Origin of the sequence: Allofrancisella frigidaquae, assembly GCF_012222825.1 — a bacterium.
GTDB lineage: Bacteria > Pseudomonadota > Gammaproteobacteria > Francisellales > Francisellaceae > Francisella > Francisella frigidaquae.
In genome coordinates, this window is record NZ_CP038017.1 from 1,269,769 (window position 1) to 1,289,222 (window position 19,454).

A 19,454-nucleotide genomic window follows, 5' to 3' on the forward strand; every position below is an offset into this window, starting at 1 on the left:
AATTAGTATAATAAGGTTAATAAAATGTCAGAAACTAAAGATAATAAAGCCCACCAAGATAATAAAACAACAAAGTTCTCACCAAAAAAAATTGCTATTGGTATCAGCATTATGGTAGTTACAGGTTTTAGTATATATGGGTATTATATGTATAATAAAATATATCCTAGCACAGATAACGCCTACGTTGATGCTAATGTCATAAATATATCTGCTAAAGTTGGAGGATATATAGAAAAAGTGTATGTTCAAAATAACCAATATGTGCATAAAGGTGATAAGTTAATTCAAATTGACCCTACTGATTACCAACTTAAGGTTTCCCAAGCTAATGCCAGTTTGATTCAAGCAAAAGGACAATTAGCTGTAGCAAACGAGCAAGTATCTATAGCAAAATCAAACCTTATAAAGACAAAGGCCTCTCTTGAAACTGCAACAAGTATGGCTGATAGATACGTTGAGCTTTATAATGAAGATGCTGGATCTTTACAAGACGCTCAAAAGTATACTGACCAACGCGTACAAGCAGAAAAAGCATCTGACCAAGCCTTTTCATCTTTAAAACAAGCCTTACTTCAAGTCGAGATAGCTAAAGCTCAAGTACACTCTGCTCAAGTAAATTCCGAAAACGCCAACTTAAACTTAGGATATACAACACTTACAGCTCCTTCTAATGGTTATGTTTCTAACTTAAAAATATACAAAGGACAGCTTATATCTCCAGGCCAACCCTTATTTGGTTTTATTGACAATAAAAAATGGTGGATAAATGCTAACTTTAAAGAAACAGACCTTGATAGAATCAAAGCTGGACAAAAAGTGAAAGTTAAACTAGACATGTATAGCCATATATATACTGGAAAAGTTGATAGTTTAAGTTACGCCACAGGCTCTGTCTTTTCACTACTACCTCCAGAAAACGCTACTGGGAATTGGGTGAAAGTTACCCAACGCTTTCCTGTTAAGATAGTATTAAAAGATGATCCTAATTACCCTTTAAGAGTTGGCGCAAGTGCAACTGTAAAAATTAATACTTTATAGGTGAAAACTATTATGTTAAAAAAAATTACACTACCTATAATTTTAATTACAACTACTTTAGTTACATCTAGCTGCAGCTTCTTTAGCCCTAAGTATGAAAAACCAGAGATAGAGGTGCCTGCCCTTTGGAACAGTCAAAATAAAGGCATTGATAATACAAAGGATTGGGATCTAACAAGTCTAGCATGGTGGCGTGAATTTAATGACCCTGTATTAAACAGTCTTATTACCACAGCATTAAAAGATAACAATAGTCTACAAGTCTCAATAGGCAATATTCTTCAAGCAAACGCAGAAATAAACAAAGCTAACTATGGTTGGCTACCTACAGCTAGTGTTGGTGGAGGCGGGTTTATTGCCCAAACATTCGATACCAATTCCAGTACTAATATTCCTAATTTAAACATCCCTAGATCGACTCTAGCTGGTGGTAGTCTTGTGGGTATAATTCCAAGCTACACTATCAACATAGCTAGACAATTTAAACTAGGCGAAATCTCCAGGTTTAGCAAAAGTATGCAAGAAAATATCAAAAATGCTACTCGTCTTTCTATAATTAGCCAAGTCAGTGCAGCTTATTTTTCATTACTTACAGCACAAGAACAACTTAAACTACAATCACAAATGGTAAACCAGTTAGAGCTACTTTATCGTTATGCTAATGCTCAGCATAAACTAGGCGCTAATTCCCCTATGCTGTCTGAATTAATTAAGCAGCAATTAGAATCTGAAAAAGGTAAAGTTGCTATCATAAACAATGATATAGTGCACTTTCAAAATACCCTTAAAATACTGCTAGGTAAAAATCCTGGAAAAATTACTATATCACGAAATTTTAATGATATAAACGCTGACGTTAAAGTCCCAGTCAATATGCCTTCTCAGGTTTTAGAAAATCGTCCTGACATAGCTATAGCTGAATACAAACTTAAAACAGCTAATGCAAATATTGGTTTAGCAAGATCACAATTTTTCCCTAGCATAGATCTAACAGGAACTTTTGGTAATGCAACTTTAGCTTTAGGTGAATTAGCAACTATGAACGCTTGGGCTTGGGCGGCCCAAGCAGTTTCTGCTGTACCTATATTTAACATGAGCATTTTAGCTGATAGTGACAAAGCTAAAGCACAATTTTACCAAGGGTATTATGATTATATCTCCACACTTCAAAAAGCATTCCAAGATGTTGATGATAGTCTGTCTGAAAGAGCCGCAAATAACACAAATTTCAACAAACAAAAACTTTCTTTGGAATCTACTAGAAAACAACAAAGTATACTTTATAAACAGTACCAGAATGGCGCTATTAGTAAAGCTCAATTGACAGGAATCGCCTTGAATATCCTTAATCAACAAATGCAAACAAATCAAGCTAAACTAAAATCTCTAATTAGTGTAGTTAATCTTTATCAAGCTTTAGGTAGTGGTTACAATGTTGATAACTATAGCGACCCTAATTATAACAATCCGGCCTTTGACAAATAGTGATTAAGGAGGCAATAATAGCTACTAGCATAATCACGCGCTCATCACAAAATAAGGGTGGCTGTCTAATAAGGTTCAGGGACTGTAGAAAGCTGAAATTAGGCAAATAATAAGGCAAAAATATTTGAAAAAGCACAGTTTACATGTAGTAAATGAGCATTTTGAGAATATTTTTAACACAATTAGTGTTGTACAATTTTAGTTTCCAACGGTTCCATTCATGGAAGTCTAAAGTTTAGGATAGAAAATTTATCATAAAATTTTTCATAAGTGTATGGCTTATTAATAACTGATTTTACTGAAGTAGACAGATGATGTATATCTTCGAACCTAGAATCCTTCTCAAGATATTTTTTATAGGAGATTGCAATTCTAGAGTTAGCATTATGCGATAACATTTGAAATTCAGCAACGTCCCATAAATAATACACTATATTCTGGCCATCACAAAAACTTATGTTATAGCATATATCGTTTGTATCTTCACGCATCATAAGATCAATTTCTATCCTTCTTCCATTTATATTTTGGATCCCTAAGGAAGCTTTTGGAGTAATAAATTTTTTTCTTTCGTTCAGTTTCACCTCCTCGTATCTAAACCATTTCCCCTGATGCAATATAATATCGGCAGATGGAATTTTTAGTTTACAAAAAATAGTGTCTTTATCTTTTTGGAATTCCACTTTTTTGAATTTTTGAATCAAATCTTCCCTAGCTTTCAAAAACTTATTAGATTGCATTATAAAGTTCTCCTTATCTCTACTTGGTCCTATCAATTAGTTTTACATAAACAATCATATATATTAAAAATTTGTTTTACCTAAAACTAAAATATTATTTATATATTAAACACCAATAAAATTTATTTATCAATATAATATATATTAAAACTATATTATAATATTTCGCAATAAATTAACTTAATAGTAAACATAAAACTTAAGAGCATTTCGGAACTGATATAAACATTGAGAATATAATCTAGCTTTTAGAAAATTATCGCATATAGAGCCTGTTGCTTAAATAGTTGTTTTAAACAATATACTTCGGTGTCGCTAGTGGGCTATAATAAACAATAATTTTCTATTTATACTTCTAAATTATATGAAAGATTGTGAATTTATACTCAAGCAAAATGGTAAGATAAGTAGGCTTACTGATAAAACTTTTAATTTTGATAAGCAAATCGAAGAAGGATTTTATTCTGCTAAATATTTTTTAAAAACTCAACAAATCTTAGAGCAGCAACCCTTTTCTACTATTGTATTATTGCAATTTTTTCAACGTAAAGAAAAAGCTATACTTTGCGGCGTGGACGAATCTTTAGCTTTAATTCAAAAGTTTGCTAAAAATTATGATAAATTAGAAATCAAAGCTTTACACGATGGTGATGAAATATCAGCTTTTGAGCCAGTATTAACAATAAAAGGTGAATATAAAGACTTTGGGTTTCTTGAGGGTATAATTGATGGGATATTAGCTCGCAGAACTAGTCTAGCTACTAATGCTTCTGATCTTGCAAATTTACTTAACGGTGATCAAGAAATAATTTTCATGGGTGACCGAGAAGACATATACACAACCCAATCAGGCGATGGTTATGCTGTAAATATTGGTGGAATAAAAAAAGTAGCTACCGATGCTATGGGTGCCTGGACTGGTATCAACGGTATAGGAACTATGCCACACGCCTTAATTCAAAACTTTAACGGTGATTTAGTAAAAGCTTGCCAAGCTTATGTAAACACCTTTCCAACTGAACCTTTAATAGCTCTTGTAGATTACAATAATGACGTAGTTATAGATTCACTAAAAGTAGCTCACCAGTTTGGTCAAAAGCTTGCTGCTGTAAGAGTTGATACTTCACCAACCATGGTTGACAAGTATTTTCTAAGAAATTCTGAGAAAATGGGCAGCTTTGATCCACGTGGAGTAAATTCAGAGCTTATAAAAGTTTTACGTAAATCACTCGATAAAGAAGGTTTTCACAATGTAAAAATAATAGCCTCTGGCAACTTTGATCACGAAAAAATCAAACAGTTTCAGAATGATGCTACTCCTGTTGATATATATGGCGTTGGTAGTTCACTTTTAAAAGTAAAGATAGGTTTTACAGGTGACTGTGTAGAGCTAAACGGTAAACCCCAAGCAAAATTAGGTCGCAAAAAATTAGATTCAAGTAGATTAACTTTAGTAAAATAGGGCTTAAACATGAATATAGTAAAAGATTTCAATCCTACAGAATATTCAGAAAAACTTGTACAGTGGCTCACGGATACTTGTATAAACTATCCTGCTGAAGGTTTTGTAATTGGTATAAGCGGAGGTATAGATTCTGCAGTATGTGCATCACTTTTAGTCAAAACTGATCTTCCGGTAACAGCTTTAATAATGCCATCAGAAAACAATCCAGAACAAGATATAATAGATGCTTTAGAACTTATAAATAAATTAAAAATTCCATATCATATAATCCCAATCCAACCAGTTTATGAAAGTTTTCTACAATCTACACAAGTATTTACAAATTCACAGAATGATAGACAAAATGTCATAAAAGGTAATGCTCAAGCTCGTTTTAGAATGATGTATTTATATGCTTATGCCCAACAAAATAACCGTATAGTAGTTGGAACAGATAATGCTTGTGAATGGTATATGGGTTATTTTACTAAATTTGGTGATGGAGCTGCTGATATACTACCATTGATAAACCTTAAAAAATCTCAAGTGTTTGAATTAGGTAAATACTTAGATGTTCCAGCAAATATCCTAACTAAGGCGCCTTCTGCTGGTCTTTGGCAAGGCCAAACAGATGAAGATGAAATGGGAGTTACTTATCAGGAAATAGATAGTTTTCTCGACGGTAAAGAAATATCACCAGCAGCACTTGAAAAAATAAGCTATTGGCATAATCGCTCTCACCATAAAAGAAGAATGGCTTTAATACCAAATTTCTAATCAAACTCTAAAATTAAACTTTTAATTTCTACTCAAAAAATTTCTTAGCATAGTCTTTAACATTATCAAACCAAGATTTGCTTTTTGGTGAATGTTTACTTTCATAATCTTCACCTAAACTCTCAGCAAATTTTTTGAGTAACTCTTTTTGCTCGGAGTTAAGACTCACAGGAGTTTCAACCACCACTTTACAAAGCAAATCTCCTCTTCTATGCCCACGAAGAGACTTCATTCCCTTTTCTCTTAAACGAAAAACCTTATCAGTTTGAGTCTCTGGCATCACTTTAAGCTTAACTTCTCCATCTAAAGTCGGGACTTTAATCTCCCCACCTAAGCAAGCTGTAGTGAAACTAATCGGCATCTCACAATATAGGTTAATATCTCTTCTTTCAAAAATACTATGTTGTTTTATGATAATTTGGACAAATAGATCACCATTCATAGCACCAGTTGACCCAGCATCGCCCTCACCTGGTAATCTTATTCTATCTCCATTATCAACACCTTCTGGTATTTTAACTTTTAGTGTTTTATGTTTTTTAACTTTCCCTGAACCATAACAATCATCACAAGGATCAGCAACACTAGATCCACTACCGTTACACACAGGACAAGTTTGTTCAAAAGCAAAGAAACCTTGCTGTCTACGGATAGTACCTTGACCATGACAAGCATGACATGTCGCTTTAGATTTAGTTTTAGATCCTGTACCATCACAACTCTCACAAGTTGACATCCTTGGAATAGTTATTTCTTTTTCTACTCCTAAAAATGCCTCTTCTAGAGTTATTTCTAAGGTATACTCTAAATCACTACCTCTAGACTGGCGTGTTCTACTTGACCCGCGAGCAGAACCTCCACCAAAGAAAGTATCAAATATATCCTCAAAACTACCAAAGCCTCCAGCAGAGCCATTTCCTGCTTGCTGGTTAACCCCAGCGTGACCAAACTGATCATATCTAGATCTTTTTTGCTTATCACTTAATACTTCATAAGCTTCTGAAATTTCTTTAAATTTCACTTCTGCTTGTTTATCACCAGGATTCCTATCAGGATGATATTTCATTGCTAATTTTCGATAAGACCTCTTTATTTCAGTGATATCTGCTGTCTTTGAAACATTAAGTATTTCGTAGTAACATCTCTGTTGCATAATATTATAACCAATAAAAAATTTAGGAAAATTATACCAAATAGAAAAGTGTGGATAAACCACACTTTATTGATCGTTAAAGGTTTAACTATTTTTTGTTATCATCAACGTCCTCAAAATCAGCATCAACAACATCATCACCTTTTTTGGCTTCTTCACCTTGAGCAGCTTTCTCGCCACCTGCAGCAGACTGAGTATCTGCATATGCTTTTTGAGCAACTGGTGTAAACGCTTCTTCTAGAACCTTAGTCTTAGCTTCTATAGCATCTTTATCATCACCTTTTATTACAGATTCCAAATCTTTACAAGCAGCCTCAACTTTTTCTTTTTCTTCGGCTGTTATTTTGTCACCTAGCTCTTTTATCGCTTTTCTAGCACTATGAATCAAGTTATCAGCAGTATTTCTAGTTGCTACAAGCTCGTGGAATTTTTTATCAGCTTCAGCATTAGCCTCTGCATCTTGAACCATTTTCTCGATATCATCTTCAGATAAGCCACTTGATGACTTAATCACAATATTTTGTTCTTTACCAGTAGCTTTATCTTTGGCAGATACATTCAAGATACCGTTAGCATCTATGTCAAATGTAACCTCAATTTGCGGCATACCACGTGGAGATGGTGGAATATCAGCTAAATCAAATCTACCTAAAGATTTGTTAGCGGAAGCCATTTCACGCTCACCTTGAAGTACATGTATAGTTACTGCTGGCTGATTATCCTCAGCTGTTGAGAAGACTTGTGACTTCTTAGTAGGGATAGTTGTATTTCTCTCTATCAGTTTAGTCATAACCCCACCCATTGTCTCTATACCTAGAGAAAGAGGTGTTACGTCAAGTAAAAGTACATCTTTTACATCACCAGCTAATACCCCACCTTGAATAGCAGCACCCACAGCTACTGCCTCATCAGGGTTTACATCTTTACGTGGCTCTTTACCAAAAAATTCTTTTACTTTTTGCTGTACTAGAGGCATACGAGTTTGACCCCCAACTAGTAACACTTCTGTTATATCAGATTTACTTAGTCCAGCATCCTCTAAAGCTTTTTTACATGGCTCTAATGATCTTTCAACCAAATCATTAACTAGAGATTCAAATTTAGCTCTAGTTATCTTGATATTTAAATGCTTAGGTCCTGTAGCATCAGCTGTAATATAAGGTAAGTTTACATCTGTTTGTTGCGCTGAAGATAACTCTACTTTTGCTTTTTCAGCAGCTTCTCTAACTCTTTGAAGAGCTAACTTATCATTATGTAGGTCTATTCCTTGCTCTTTTTTAAACTCATCAATTAAATAATTCATTAATGCTAAGTCAAAATCTTCACCACCAAGGAAAGTATCACCATTTGTAGATAGTACTTCTATTTGGTTGTCTCCATCAACATCAGCAATTTCGATAATAGATATATCAAATGTACCCCCACCTAAGTCATATACAGCTACTGTTTGCTCACCTTTTTTAGAATCTACACCATAAGCCAAAGCTGCTGCTGTAGGCTCATTAATAATTCTCTTAACATCAAGACCAGCAATCTTACCAGCATCTTTTGTAGCCTGTCTTTGGCTATCATTAAAATAAGCTGGTACTGTGATAACAGCTTCTGTAACTGGTTCTCCTAAGAACTCCTCTGCTGTTTTTTTCATTTTTCTTAAAACTTCAGCTGATACTTGAGGTGAAGCTAGTTTTTTACCATCTTTAGTAGCAACCCAAGCATCTCCATTCTCGGCTTTGATTACTGCATAAGGCACTTTTTTCTTAATATCATCTTGTACAGCTTTATCATCATACTTTCTACCAATTAATCTTTTGATAGCAAAAAAAGTGTTATCCGGGTTAGTTACAGCCTGTCTCTTAGCTGCTTGCCCTACTAAAATTTCTCCACTGTCTGTATAAGCAACTATTGATGGAGTAGTTCTATGTCCTTCAGCGTTTTCAATAACTTTTGCCTTCTTACCATCCATAATAGCCAGACATGAGTTAGTTGTACCTAAATCTATTCCTATTATCTTGCCCATTTTATTCTCCTATTTTTCATTTTCTTTTTTTTAAAAAACATACCATAAACTTATCTAATAAATATGGTAGTTCTAATCAGTTTTTCAAGAAGATTTTTTAATTTTTTACCACTATCACTTTAGCAGCTCTAATAACTCGGCCATTTAATAAATAACCCTTTTGAAACACTTCAAAAACAGTATCATTTTCAAACTCTGGGTTAGGAATCATAGCCATTGCCTCATGCATATTCGGGTCAAACTTTTCACCTACCGGGTCTACCTCCTCCAGACCATTTTTCTTAAGTGCATCTACAAAGATCTTTGCTGTTAACTCTACACCATCTTTCATAGCGATAGCTTCTTCCAACTTAACTTCATGCTTAAGAGCTTGCTCTATACTATCCATAACAGGCAAAAGCTCTTTTGCAAACTTTTCAATACCGAACTTGCGAACATTTTGAACATCTCTTTCTGCTCTTTTACGTGTATTCTCAGCTTCTGCCTTAGCTCTTAAGACTTCCTCTTTCATAGCATCACAAGTTTCTTCAAGTTCTTTAATAGTATCTTTTGACTTTTCTAACTGTTCTTCTATAGACAATTCATGAACAGCCCTACTAGAAGGTTTTTGCTCCATTTCTTTGTCGGTGTCAAAGTTTTTATCTTCTATTTGATTTTTTTCTTCTTTACCCATAAAACAACCTTTTATTTTAATCCCGTTAATACTACAATTTGTTAGATGTTTTAAACATAATGGTTATTTCTATCATTTTCAAGAAATTATTAGTATTTTTTAAATATGAGCGCTCAAAAACAATGAAAACTTTAGAAAAATTAGGTGTTCTACTAGTAATAATATTTATAGCTGGGTGTACAAATCTAAATGCTAAACGCTATCTTACAGAAAAATACTCAGATAAAGTAACATATAAAAAATCAACTTTTAAAAGTTTAAAAAATTGGAATAATGCCGACCAACTTAAATCCTTTAATGCATTTAAATTATCTTGTGGAAAAATCGTTCAAGAAAACAAAGCTGAGTATAATAACTGGATTAATATATGTAAAAAGACTATAAATACTAAAATTAACACTATTGAAGAAGCAAGATTATTTTTTAAAGAAAATTTTTCGCCTTACCAAATAATATTTAATAATAAAAATACAGGCATTTTTACCGGTTACTACGAGCCAACTCTGCAAGGAAGTTTAGTTAAAACTCTACAATATAATGTTCCAATTTACAAAACTCCAACAGACCTGGTGAAAATACCAAACATAGGAGATTCATACAAATTTGGTAGGTGTGAAAATAATAAACTAGTTCCTTACTATACTAGAGCTGAGATATCTAGTGGTAACCTTTTTGATAATAAAGATGTTTTAGTATGGGTAAATTCAAAAGTTGATCGCTCTTTTTTACAAATCCAAGGATCAGGTAGGATTCAGACTGAAAGTGGTGATATTTTAATTGGTTATGATAGCGAAAATGGTCACCCATATAAGCCTATAGGAAAATACTTACTTGATCATAACCATATACCTCTAGAAAAAATATCTATGCAGTCTATAAAAGAATGGCTCCATAACAACCCTGACAAAATTGATGAAGTTCTTAGTTACGATCCATCATTTGTTTTTTTTAGATATATTGATGCTAAAAATGCCATGGGTGCTCAAGAAGTTGAATTAACCCCTGGTTATTCACTAGCTATTGATGACGAATATTATCTTTACGGTATACCAATGTGGTTAGAAACCCAATATTATGAAAAAAACCGTAGCGAAACTGTTTCTCTAGATAGACTAATGATTGCCCAAGACACGGGTGGAGCGATACGTGGAGCGATACGAGGTGATGTTTTTTGGGGGCATGGTGACCAAGCTGAATTTAATGCCGGTCACATGAATAATCAGGGTAAACTATGGATACTTTTACCTAAAGAAAAAATATGAAACATATAGATACAATTATAATCGGTAGTGGAATTTCTGGGATTAGCTTAGCTCAAAAACTAAGCCTAGCAAATATAGGTAATTGCATTTTTGAAGCTGATAAAATCGGTGGTTGTATTGACTCTGCCACTTATCAAGATTTTTGGTTTGAAATGGGTGCACATACAATATACAACTCCTACTCAGATACTATAGAATATATTCAAAATAATATCCTTGAACACAATATACAACCTAGAAAAAAAGCTCCTTTTTTATTTGTACAATCTAACAATAAAATCCGAAGTATTTTTGCAAACCTAAATCCTTTTACATTGGTGTTCAATTTTATCAAAAATAGAAAGACACCAAAAAATAATAAAACTGTTAGTGAATATGCTAAAAAAGTTTTTGGAGAGTCAAACTATACCAAGACCTTAAAGTATTGTTTTAATGCTGTACTTTCACAAAATAGTGAAAACTTTCCTATGGAATATCTTTTTAAGAAATATGACCGAAATACGTCATTACCCAGAAGCTTTACTTTAAAAAATGGCTTATCTGATCTATTTAAAAAAAACTCTCAAAATATTATAAAAGAAAAAGTTACTGAAATAATAAAAGTAAAAGATAAATGGACCATAAAAACAAATCATTCCAAATACTCATGTGATAATTTATGTTTTGCAACACCGTGGTATGTTACAGAAAGACTACTTAAAAACATTTTACCAACTATAACTAATCACCCTTATCGTCCTACTACGTCTAAACTAACAAGTATTGGTATTGTAATTAGAAAAGAGAACTTAAAACATATTAAGAATATAGCTGGTTTGATAGGTAAAGAGCAATTTTTCTTTTCAGCTGTTTCTAGAGATGTTGTTGATCATCCAAGCTATAGAGCTATAGTGTTTCATTGTTATAAAAACATCTCTCAAGAAGATTTAATAGAGAAAATAGCTAAACTACTAAAAATAAGCAAAGAAGATATTTTACATATCCATGTAAAAAATAACTCTTTACCCTGCTACCATCGTAACCACAGTATCTTTTTAGAAGATCTAGAAAAAGAACTCTTACAAACCCACAACTTATATATTACTGGTAATTTCTTTGATAGATTAGCAATTGAAAATTGTATCAGAAGATCTAATAAAGAGGCTGATAGAATTATTCAGAATAAAACCCCCATATAATTTGATTATTTGCAAATAAAAATGTATTATGTAAACTGCTTAAAATTTAAACTAGCACGCTAGAAATTTAGCAAGTCTTAAGCAACTTGCTGAAATAATTTTTTGCGAAAACTGAGTAATTTACAACAATAAAATAGGAATAAAGATGAAAACGTTTACTGCAAAACCATCAGATATCAAAAGAGATTGGCTTTTGATCGATGCTACAGATAAAACTTTAGGTCGCCTTGCTACAGAAGTAGCTATGATCCTAAGAGGTAAAAACAAGCCAGAATATACTCCACATATGGATACTGGTGATTATGTTATTATAATAAATGCTGAAAAAGTAGCTGTAACTGGCAACAAAAGAAAAACAAAGATTTATCACCACCACACTGGCTACATTGGTGGAATCAAATCTATATCTTTTGAAAAGCTAATAGCAACTCATCCAGAAAGAGCCATTGAAAAAGCTGTTAAGGGCATGTTACCAAGAAGCCCTTTAGGTCGCACTATGTTTAAAAAACTAAAGGTATATGCTGGTGAGAATCACCCACATACAGCTCAACAACCTCAAGCTCTAAATATTTAAAAAAGGATGGAAAAGATGTCAGAATATAATTATGGTACAGGTCGTCGCAAAAGCTCTGTAGCTCGTGTGTTTATGAAAAAAGGTACAGGTCAGTTTATTGTTAATGGTCTTCCATTAGAACAATACTTATGCCGTGAAACAGACTGCATGATTGTTAAACAACCTTTAGAGTTAACAAATAATGTTGATAATTTTGATCTAAAAGTAACTGTAAAAGGTGGTGGATCAACTGGTCAAGCAGGTGCTATTCGTTTAGGTGTTACTAGAGCTCTTATAGAGTTTGATGAAGATCTAAAACCAGCTTTACGTCAAGCAGGTTTTGTAACTCGTGACTCACGTAAAGTTGAACGTAAAAAACCAGGCCTTAGAAAAGCTCGTAGAAAAAGACAGTTCTCTAAGCGTTAATATATCTTTATATTATACTTTTTTATCTATTATTCTTTTTATCTATTAGGAGGTTAAAACTTTGGTTTTATACACAAAAAAGAATGATATCTATAGTGATATAGTACGCATGATCCTTCTTATAAAAGGAGCTAATGCTAAATTTATAGATGTTTCAGACGAGGAAAACTCTAAACATTTTGAAGAACTAAATATTATAACTCCTAACGGCAATATCCCTACATTAACTACTGAAGATTTTGCCGTTTATCGATTAGGAGTTATTATAGAGGCTATAGAGGACCTATACCCTTTTCCGCCCATGTTTCCTGTGTTTCCGAAACAGCGAGCTAATGCCAGAATTCTTTTGGAACATGTTAATAAAAGCTTCCTTCAAAATATTCATAAGTTGTGTGAGCTTGACTTAGGCCAAGAACAAATTAATGAAATAAAAAACGCTATGCAAAAAGAGCTTATCAAAACTTATAAAACAGTTATAAATGAAAGGGATATAAATGCTGAAAGTAACCCTGACTCTCAAAACATAAACGTTTTAACACTTATTATGACTTTTGTTTTTTATTATTTCATTAAACTAAAAATAGCTATTCCAACTAAAGACAAAAATATCATTAAAGAAATTAAAGCTCTTTTTAATGAACCAAACTTTGTTAAAACTATTAAAGACGGAGCTAAATATGGCAATGCTTAGAGCCTATATAATTAAGGCGACATATAACTGGTTAGTAGACCATGGATTTACACCATATGTGCTAGTAGATACCGAATATGATGGTGTTATAGTGCCAACTAATTATGTAGATGAAGACAACAAAATACTATTAGATTTATCCCTACAAGCTATCCAAAACCTTCATATAGATGACCAAAAAATTTCTTTTGACGCTACATTTGATGGTCAATCTATGTCAGTAGTAATACCTATAGAATCTGTACTAGAAGTGTTCTCTCGAGAAACTGAGCAAGGGATATATGCACGTGAGTTTGGATATGGTATTAACGTTAATGAAGGTGAGGATGACGATTCAGTTAACCCCAACAAAGTAGGCGAAAATATTTCTTCTGACAACAACGTTATAACTCTAGATTAATGATTTAACTTATAAGCAATTTTAATTTTTTAACCTTTTATTTCCAAAATATTTGCTATAGGTTTATAACTTTTTCGATGAATTTCTAATACACCATGCTTTAGAATATTTTTTAAGTGTTCTTTGGTGGGATATCCTTTATGTTTAGCAAAACCATATTGTGGATATTTTTTTTCATGCTCAAAGCATATATTATCTCTATGTACTTTTGCTAATATCGAAGCGGCTGAAATCTCTAGAATCTTAGAATCTCCTTTTACAATAGCTTCAGAATTATATCGCCAATTTGGTAACCTATTACCATCAACTAAAACCTTGTCAAACTGATTTTTTAAATCTTCTGCTACTTTTTCCATACCATACAAAGTTGCTTGAAGGATATTAAGCTGATCTATTTCTTTAGCAGACACCTCCATGATTGAGTAAGCCTTAGCTTTAGTCATTATTTCTAGAGCAAGTATTTCTCTTTTTTTACTACTTATCTTTTTAGAATCTGCCAAACCTTCTATAGGTTTATTCAGGTCAAGGATAACTCCAGCTACCACAACCGGTCCAGACAATGGACCACGACCTGCCTCATCAATACCAAGTATTACCATCTTAGCTATTATCCATTTTTATGGAGCTTAAAAAACCACGCAAAATATTTACTTCTTGACTTTCTAATTCACTTCTTTGAAAAAGCCTTTTAACCTTATCCATAACATACCCAGGCCTATCTTTATCTAAAAATCCTGTAGCCACCATCATCTCTTCAATATGCTTATAAAACCCTTGTAGCTCTTTTGCAGATGCTTTTTTGTGCAAATGAGTATAATCTGGTACGTCATTTAAATCCAAAACATCAAGAGCTTGTTTATATATTTCATAAGCCACAAGCTGCACAGCTTGAGCTAGATTTAGAGATGTATACCCTTCATTAGAAGGAATATATGCATGCACATTACTCATAAGCAATTCTTCATTTAATAAGCCTGTCCTTTCTCTACCAAAAAGTATAGCTATTTTATCATTAGAAGCTTTTATCTTATTTAAAACATTACTAGCCACTTTTGATATAGGTTCTATTGGCAAGGATACTCGCCTAACTCTAGCGCTGGTTCCAACTATATAATCTACTCCAACCAAGGCTTCTGCTAAAGTTTTTACTGTTTTGACATTATTAATAACCTCTAAAGCATGACATGCTAGTGCTTTTGCTTCTTCATTAATTTCTTTCTTAGGGTTAACTAACCATAAATTTGTCAGACCCATATTCAACATAGCCCTTGCTGCAGATCCGATATTCCCACTATGAGATGGTTCAACTAAAACTATTCGAATATTAGTGAGTAAATTATTAGTTATCATTATTTTTAACAATTAATTTGTATAATGTATCGGCATTGTCAGCATCTTCAAAATATTTCTGGATGTGGACATCTTTTAGATAAAGTGCTAATTGTTTTAGGAGTTCTATATGTATTTTTGAAATTTTATATGGAAAAAACACACCAACAGCTATTTTTATCTCTTCATTAACTATATCATCGTAGTAGCTATTTTTTAGCGTAGCAATAATTATTTTAGTAGTGCTTAATCCCTCAACTCTACAATGTGGAATATAAATATTTTTGCCTATATATGTGTTGCCGATCCTTTCTCTTTGGTAAACACTACGAATTACATTATCTTCGTCAACCTCAGGCTGGGTGTCTGCTAGCCTATTAGCAAAAAATTCAATCAACCTTTTTTTAGATTCAATGTTAAGGTTCAGGATAATATTTTTTCTATCTATTAAAGCCTTTAAATTCATAAGAAAGGAAAATAAACTACTTAGAGAAGGTTATTCTCCATGGTTACATTTAATTTTATTCTTATGCTTTTTAAGTTGACGAGCTAGCTTACCTTCTAGCATATCTATAGCTGCATATAAATCTTTATCTTCAGCTTTGGCCACAAACTCACTGCCAGGCACTATAACTATAGCTTCAGCTACTTGATATTCTTTTTCAACAGCTAGAATCACCTTTGTTGATGTAATATTATCAAAATAATGACCGATTTTACCGATCTTTTCATCAACGTATTTTTTGATTGAATCAGTAACCTCTACATGCCTACCAGTAATTTGAATATCCATTTAAACCTCCACAATTGAAATATTAAGTCCACTATTTAGTTTACTATAGTAGCTCTATTTTAATAATCACCAAAGTGATATACTTGAATTCATATTATACAAGCTAAATACTTTAAATAAAAGCGATGAACAATAATGTCTCACAAATTTTAATTTCCTTAGGCTTAATAGCTGCCGCTGTTATATCTTTCATACTATTTGCTCCTTTATTTATCTTTTTAGTTATATTCTTAACGGTTTCATCATTCTTCTTAAAAAGAAGAATAATAAAAGAAAATCCTGAGTTTTTTAAGCAATTTAAAACTAAAAAAGGTAGAGTTATAGATCAAGAAGAAAATAATGATCCCTTCAATAACCTAAAAAATTTAAAATAACCATGTCAACAAAAGATACTATTGTTGCAATAGCAACTCCACAAGGTACAGGCGGGATAGGAATTATAAGAATCTCTGGAGCAGATGCTCTAAACATCTCCCAGAGGATTACTCGTAAAAAACTTACTCCTCGTTATGCTACTTTTTGCAATCTTTATCACCAAAATGAAAGAATAGATAATGGTATTGCAATATTTTTTAACTCCCCTTTCTCATATACAGGAGAAGATGTTGTTGAAATTCAAGCACATGGAAACCCATTTATTCTTAATTTAATTATCAAAGCAGCTATTCATCATGGAGCAAGAATGGCTAAAGCTGGTGAATTTACAGAAAGGGCTTTTTTAAATAACAAACTTGATTTAGCCCAAGCTGAAGCAGTAGCTGACATAATTAATGCCTCATCAGAATTAGCTGCTAAATCTGCTGCCAAATCTCTACAAGGAGAATTTTCTAAAGAAATAAATAGCCTTCTAGAGAAACTAATCTACCTAAGAATGTATGTTGAAGCATCTATAGATTTCCCAGAAGAAGAAATAAACTTTTTAGAAGACCAAAAAATATATAATAGTTTAGAACAAATCTATAACGCTATTTTAGCTGTTAAGAATAGCTGTAAACAAGGTGTTATACTTGCTGAAGGTATAACTATAATTTTAGTTGGCAAACCAAATGCTGGTAAATCAAGTCTTTTGAATGCTCTTGCTGGAAAGGAAACTGCTATTGTAACCTCTATAGCTGGCACTACAAGAGACATTGTAAAAGAGCATATCCAAATAAATGGTGTGCCAATGCATATAATAGATACTGCAGGGCTTAGAAGTAGTGACGATATTATAGAAAGTGAAGGTATTAAAAGAGCTATAAAAAAAATTCAAGAAGCTGATCAAATACTTTTTGTCACTGATGATTATATAAACAGTAGAGTTAATTTTAATGATATAAAAGAAATTATCCCAGAATTCTATAATCAAATTCCACAAAACATAAATATAACCTACGTGCATAATAAAATAGATTTACTAGATACAATTCCCAAAAATTCTGAAAATCATATATATATATCTGCTGAAAAAAACATTGGGATTAATGAATTAAAAGAGTGTATCCTTAAGAAAGTCGGGTTTATAAATCAAAACGAAAGCATTTATACAGCTAGAGAAAGACATATGACAGCGATTGATAAAGCTTTTCAACATATCAATTTAGCAAAAGAACAATTATCTTTAGGTAATGGTGAGCTTATCGCTGAAGAATTACTCATCGTTCAAGAGTATTTAAACTCTATAACTGGTAAATTTAGTTCTGATGATTTATTAGGAGAAATTTTCTCAAGCTTTTGTATTGGTAAGTAAAACACTTTTGAACCTATCCAACATCTATAACTAATCACTAAATTTCTTTAAAAGAACATATGAAGAATAAGAATAATGCATATAATTTATCAAAGGTTTTAAATGTTTTAGCAGATGGAGGGTATACTGGTGAAAATTTTGCCAATAGTGTCAAAGATACCATTGATGCTAAAGTTGAAATAGCTAAACGTAATGAGCTTCATAAGTTTGTAGTTATTCCTAAAAGATGGGTTGTTGAGAGATCTTTTGCTTGGCTTGATAAATGTAGACGATTGTGGAAGAATTGCGAAAAATCTTTAAACACTAGCAAACAGTTTGTGAATTTAGCTTTTATTTCTATATTATTTGATAGAATGGGAGATATTGGATAGGTTCTTAGCAGCATAGTTGTATCTAGAGAATACTAATCTTAGAAAAATTGTAACCATTATAAATATTTGCGACAGAACCAAAATACGCTACCAATGCTTAACATTAATGTGGCTTAAGTTTCATTAAGCTAGGTTTATCATACTAAGAACTAAGGTTTGAAAATGTATTTATTGTTATCAAAAAAGAAATTGGAAAATTCAAAAGATTTTTATCTATATGATACCTTATATGAGAAAATAGGCGATGAGTTTCAGGCCTTTAAATCAAATACGCCGGGGCGATTCTATATCTATTTTGAGGATGAAAACGTAAATTTATTAAGCCCTAGATTTAAAAGTCTGATCCAAAAATACAACTTTCCCAACGAACGAAAGATTCCAATAGACTATAACGGTAACAAGGTAAAGAACTCCTATTTTGGTTTTAGTCTAACCAAAAGGCCTGGTAGAGACTCTTATGTATTTAATATTCACAATGCATTCGTGGGACCATTAATGGCTAAACTTGGTCTTAGATTTAATGGTATAGCAAAGTATGCTCTCTTTAGACAAATTGAATTACTAAAAGTTGATTCAATTTGTATATCACGTATCGTAATTAACGGCATTGTTGAACCAATAAGCTTAAATCATTATGAAAAGATATTCTATGAGCCTAATAGCTTTAACTCAAGGAGTGACCCTGAAACTCTATATTACTCATTTAAAAATTATCCATTACAAAACAAACCTGAAAAGACATTTTTAGGGTTAAAAGGATGGGGCTATATCATTTCTAAATTAGTTCGTGACTTAGAAGGAAGTGTTGTAGTTCTTAAATATAAAAACCAACAAGAACGTCAACAAAGAAAATGTTTATCTGGAGCGGATCTAATTATAAAAGTTTGTGACACCAAAAATGAATTAGCTGTGCAACATATTGAATTAGCTCATAAACTTTCCTGGCGTATAGATGCTTCTCTAAAAAAAATGGATGTTCGTCGTCTATCACCATGGCGTAATGAAAATTCACTTGCTTTCCAATTAACTCTAGAACAAGAGCTGTTAGTACGGCAAATTATAACTAGAAATACTGCTCTAACTATTGACGATTTGATTAAATACGTAGATTTAATAAATCCAAGCCATAATAGTATTGGTGTTGAGGGTTCTATCAATCATGTAAAAAGTTTTAATATAAAAACTAAATTCAGTGAACAAAATAATAAATGATGTTACTGATAATAGAAAGGCTGTAAATTTTGAAAATTTACTACCCACTATAAAATTTTACTAGTTTCTCACTTATATTACTCATCTTACGCAAAAGATTGTAAGTTTTAAAAAGATATTTAGAATACTGATCATAAGACCTCTTTCGAAACTATAATATAAAGTTTATACTGGGTTTCA

21 protein-coding genes and 1 pseudogene are annotated in these 19,454 nt (G+C 32.3%); 14 read left to right on the plus strand and 8 right to left on the minus strand.

What is annotated here, in order from left to right; all coding sequences use genetic code 11:
• The first annotated feature begins 24 nt into the window (after positions 1-24).
• Both E3E15_RS05960 and E3E15_RS05965 read left to right on the plus strand, forming a co-directional pair.
• Positions 25-1,041: an HlyD family secretion protein gene (locus E3E15_RS05960; RefSeq protein WP_035719921.1), complete on the plus strand. Its 1,017-nt coding sequence runs from the start codon at positions 25-27 to the stop codon at positions 1,039-1,041.
• A gap of 12 nt (positions 1,042-1,053) precedes the next feature.
• A complete protein-coding gene (locus E3E15_RS05965; RefSeq protein WP_172106967.1) occupies positions 1,054-2,526 on the plus strand; it encodes an efflux transporter outer membrane subunit in 1,473 nt (490 codons plus the stop codon).
• Between the two features lie 218 nt (positions 2,527-2,744).
• On the opposite strand, the gene E3E15_RS05970 is transcribed toward E3E15_RS05965, so the two are convergent.
• Positions 2,745-3,266, minus strand: a complete 522-nt coding sequence (locus tag E3E15_RS05970; protein ID WP_172106968.1) for a hypothetical protein — start codon at positions 3,264-3,266, stop codon at positions 2,745-2,747.
• 364 nt (positions 3,267-3,630) lie between these two features.
• Between E3E15_RS05970 and E3E15_RS05975 the strand changes: the two genes are divergently transcribed.
• The gene (locus E3E15_RS05975; protein WP_172106969.1) at positions 3,631-4,728 is read left to right on the plus strand and encodes a nicotinate phosphoribosyltransferase; all 1,098 of its coding nucleotides are present in this window, start codon (positions 3,631-3,633) and stop codon (positions 4,726-4,728) included.
• 9 nt (positions 4,729-4,737) lie between these two features.
• A complete protein-coding gene (gene nadE, locus E3E15_RS05980; protein WP_172106970.1) occupies positions 4,738-5,487 on the plus strand; it encodes an NAD(+) synthase in 750 nt (249 codons plus the stop codon).
• Between the two features lie 28 nt (positions 5,488-5,515).
• On the opposite strand, the gene dnaJ is transcribed toward nadE, so the two are convergent.
• The 3 genes from dnaJ to grpE all read right to left on the minus strand — a co-directional run bounded on the left by dnaJ (position 5,516) and on the right by grpE (position 9,330).
• A complete protein-coding gene (dnaJ, locus tag E3E15_RS05985) occupies positions 5,516-6,640 on the minus strand; it encodes a molecular chaperone DnaJ (RefSeq protein WP_172106971.1) in 1,125 nt (374 codons plus the stop codon).
• An 88-nt stretch (positions 6,641-6,728) separates the two neighbouring features.
• Complete coding sequence (gene dnaK, locus E3E15_RS05990; protein WP_172106972.1) at positions 6,729-8,657, minus strand: molecular chaperone DnaK; 1,929 nt, start codon at positions 8,655-8,657, stop codon at positions 6,729-6,731.
• A 97-nt stretch (positions 8,658-8,754) separates the two neighbouring features.
• On the minus strand, positions 8,755-9,330 hold the full coding sequence (gene grpE / locus E3E15_RS05995; protein WP_172106973.1) for a nucleotide exchange factor GrpE: 576 nt from the start codon (positions 9,328-9,330) through the stop codon (positions 8,755-8,757).
• Between the two features lie 122 nt (positions 9,331-9,452).
• Here grpE and mltA point away from each other — a divergent pair, with 122 nt between their 5' ends.
• The 6 genes from mltA to mglB all read left to right on the plus strand — a co-directional run bounded on the left by mltA (position 9,453) and on the right by mglB (position 13,840).
• Positions 9,453-10,592 carry a murein transglycosylase A gene (gene mltA, locus E3E15_RS06000; protein ID WP_172106974.1) on the plus strand — a complete coding sequence of 380 codons (1,140 nt, stop codon included), beginning with the start codon at positions 9,453-9,455 and terminating at the stop codon, positions 10,590-10,592.
• Positions 10,589-11,770 (plus strand): NAD(P)-binding protein, encoded by a 1,182-nt coding sequence (locus tag E3E15_RS06005; protein ID WP_172106975.1) that lies wholly within the window; start codon positions 10,589-10,591, stop codon positions 11,768-11,770. The genes mltA and E3E15_RS06005 overlap by 4 nt, the downstream gene beginning before the upstream one ends.
• 145 nt (positions 11,771-11,915) lie before the next feature.
• The gene (rplM, locus tag E3E15_RS06010; protein ID WP_035719938.1) at positions 11,916-12,344 is read left to right on the plus strand and encodes a 50S ribosomal protein L13; all 429 of its coding nucleotides are present in this window, start codon (positions 11,916-11,918) and stop codon (positions 12,342-12,344) included.
• 15 nt (positions 12,345-12,359) lie between these two features.
• On the plus strand, positions 12,360-12,749 hold the full coding sequence (gene rpsI, locus E3E15_RS06015) for a 30S ribosomal protein S9 (RefSeq protein WP_035719940.1): 390 nt from the start codon (positions 12,360-12,362) through the stop codon (positions 12,747-12,749).
• A gap of 61 nt (positions 12,750-12,810) precedes the next feature.
• Positions 12,811-13,440 (plus strand): transcriptional regulator MglA, encoded by a 630-nt coding sequence (gene mglA, locus E3E15_RS06020; protein ID WP_172106976.1) that lies wholly within the window; start codon positions 12,811-12,813, stop codon positions 13,438-13,440.
• The gene (gene mglB, locus E3E15_RS06025) at positions 13,427-13,840 is read left to right on the plus strand and encodes a transcriptional regulator MglB (protein ID WP_172106977.1); all 414 of its coding nucleotides are present in this window, start codon (positions 13,427-13,429) and stop codon (positions 13,838-13,840) included. The genes mglA and mglB overlap by 14 nt, the downstream gene beginning before the upstream one ends.
• A gap of 29 nt (positions 13,841-13,869) precedes the next feature.
• Here mglB and rnhB read toward each other — a convergent pair whose 3' ends face one another.
• Genes rnhB through hpf form a run of 4 tightly spaced genes read right to left on the minus strand, consistent with a single transcriptional unit; the run spans position 13,870 to position 15,962 of the window.
• A complete protein-coding gene (gene rnhB, locus E3E15_RS06030; RefSeq protein ID WP_035719944.1) occupies positions 13,870-14,439 on the minus strand; it encodes a ribonuclease HII in 570 nt (189 codons plus the stop codon).
• 1 nt (position 14,440) lies between these two features.
• A complete protein-coding gene (locus E3E15_RS06035) occupies positions 14,441-15,190 on the minus strand; it encodes an RNA methyltransferase (protein ID WP_172106978.1) in 750 nt (249 codons plus the stop codon).
• The gene (locus E3E15_RS06040; RefSeq protein ID WP_035719946.1) at positions 15,180-15,635 is read right to left on the minus strand and encodes a PTS sugar transporter subunit IIA; all 456 of its coding nucleotides are present in this window, start codon (positions 15,633-15,635) and stop codon (positions 15,180-15,182) included. Before E3E15_RS06040 ends, E3E15_RS06035 begins: the two co-directional genes overlap by 11 nt.
• A gap of 30 nt (positions 15,636-15,665) precedes the next feature.
• Positions 15,666-15,962 (minus strand): ribosome hibernation-promoting factor, HPF/YfiA family, encoded by a 297-nt coding sequence (gene hpf, locus E3E15_RS06045; RefSeq protein ID WP_172106979.1) that lies wholly within the window; start codon positions 15,960-15,962, stop codon positions 15,666-15,668.
• 125 nt (positions 15,963-16,087) lie between these two features.
• Between hpf and E3E15_RS06050 the strand changes: the two genes are divergently transcribed.
• From E3E15_RS06050 to E3E15_RS06065, 4 genes and pseudogenes are all read left to right on the plus strand, one after another.
• Complete coding sequence (locus E3E15_RS06050; RefSeq protein ID WP_035719948.1) at positions 16,088-16,336, plus strand: hypothetical protein; 249 nt, start codon at positions 16,088-16,090, stop codon at positions 16,334-16,336.
• 2 nt (positions 16,337-16,338) lie between these two features.
• Positions 16,339-17,691 carry a tRNA uridine-5-carboxymethylaminomethyl(34) synthesis GTPase MnmE gene (gene mnmE / locus E3E15_RS06055; RefSeq protein WP_172106980.1) on the plus strand — a complete coding sequence of 451 codons (1,353 nt, stop codon included), beginning with the start codon at positions 16,339-16,341 and terminating at the stop codon, positions 17,689-17,691.
• 86 nt (positions 17,692-17,777) lie between these two features.
• Positions 17,778-18,062, plus strand: a pseudogene (locus E3E15_RS06060) (transposase); the annotation flags it as partial.
• Positions 18,063-18,224: 162 nt separating this feature from the next.
• On the plus strand, positions 18,225-19,274 hold the full coding sequence (locus tag E3E15_RS06065; RefSeq protein WP_172106981.1) for a hypothetical protein: 1,050 nt from the start codon (positions 18,225-18,227) through the stop codon (positions 19,272-19,274).
• Positions 19,275-19,454 lie beyond the last annotated feature (180 nt).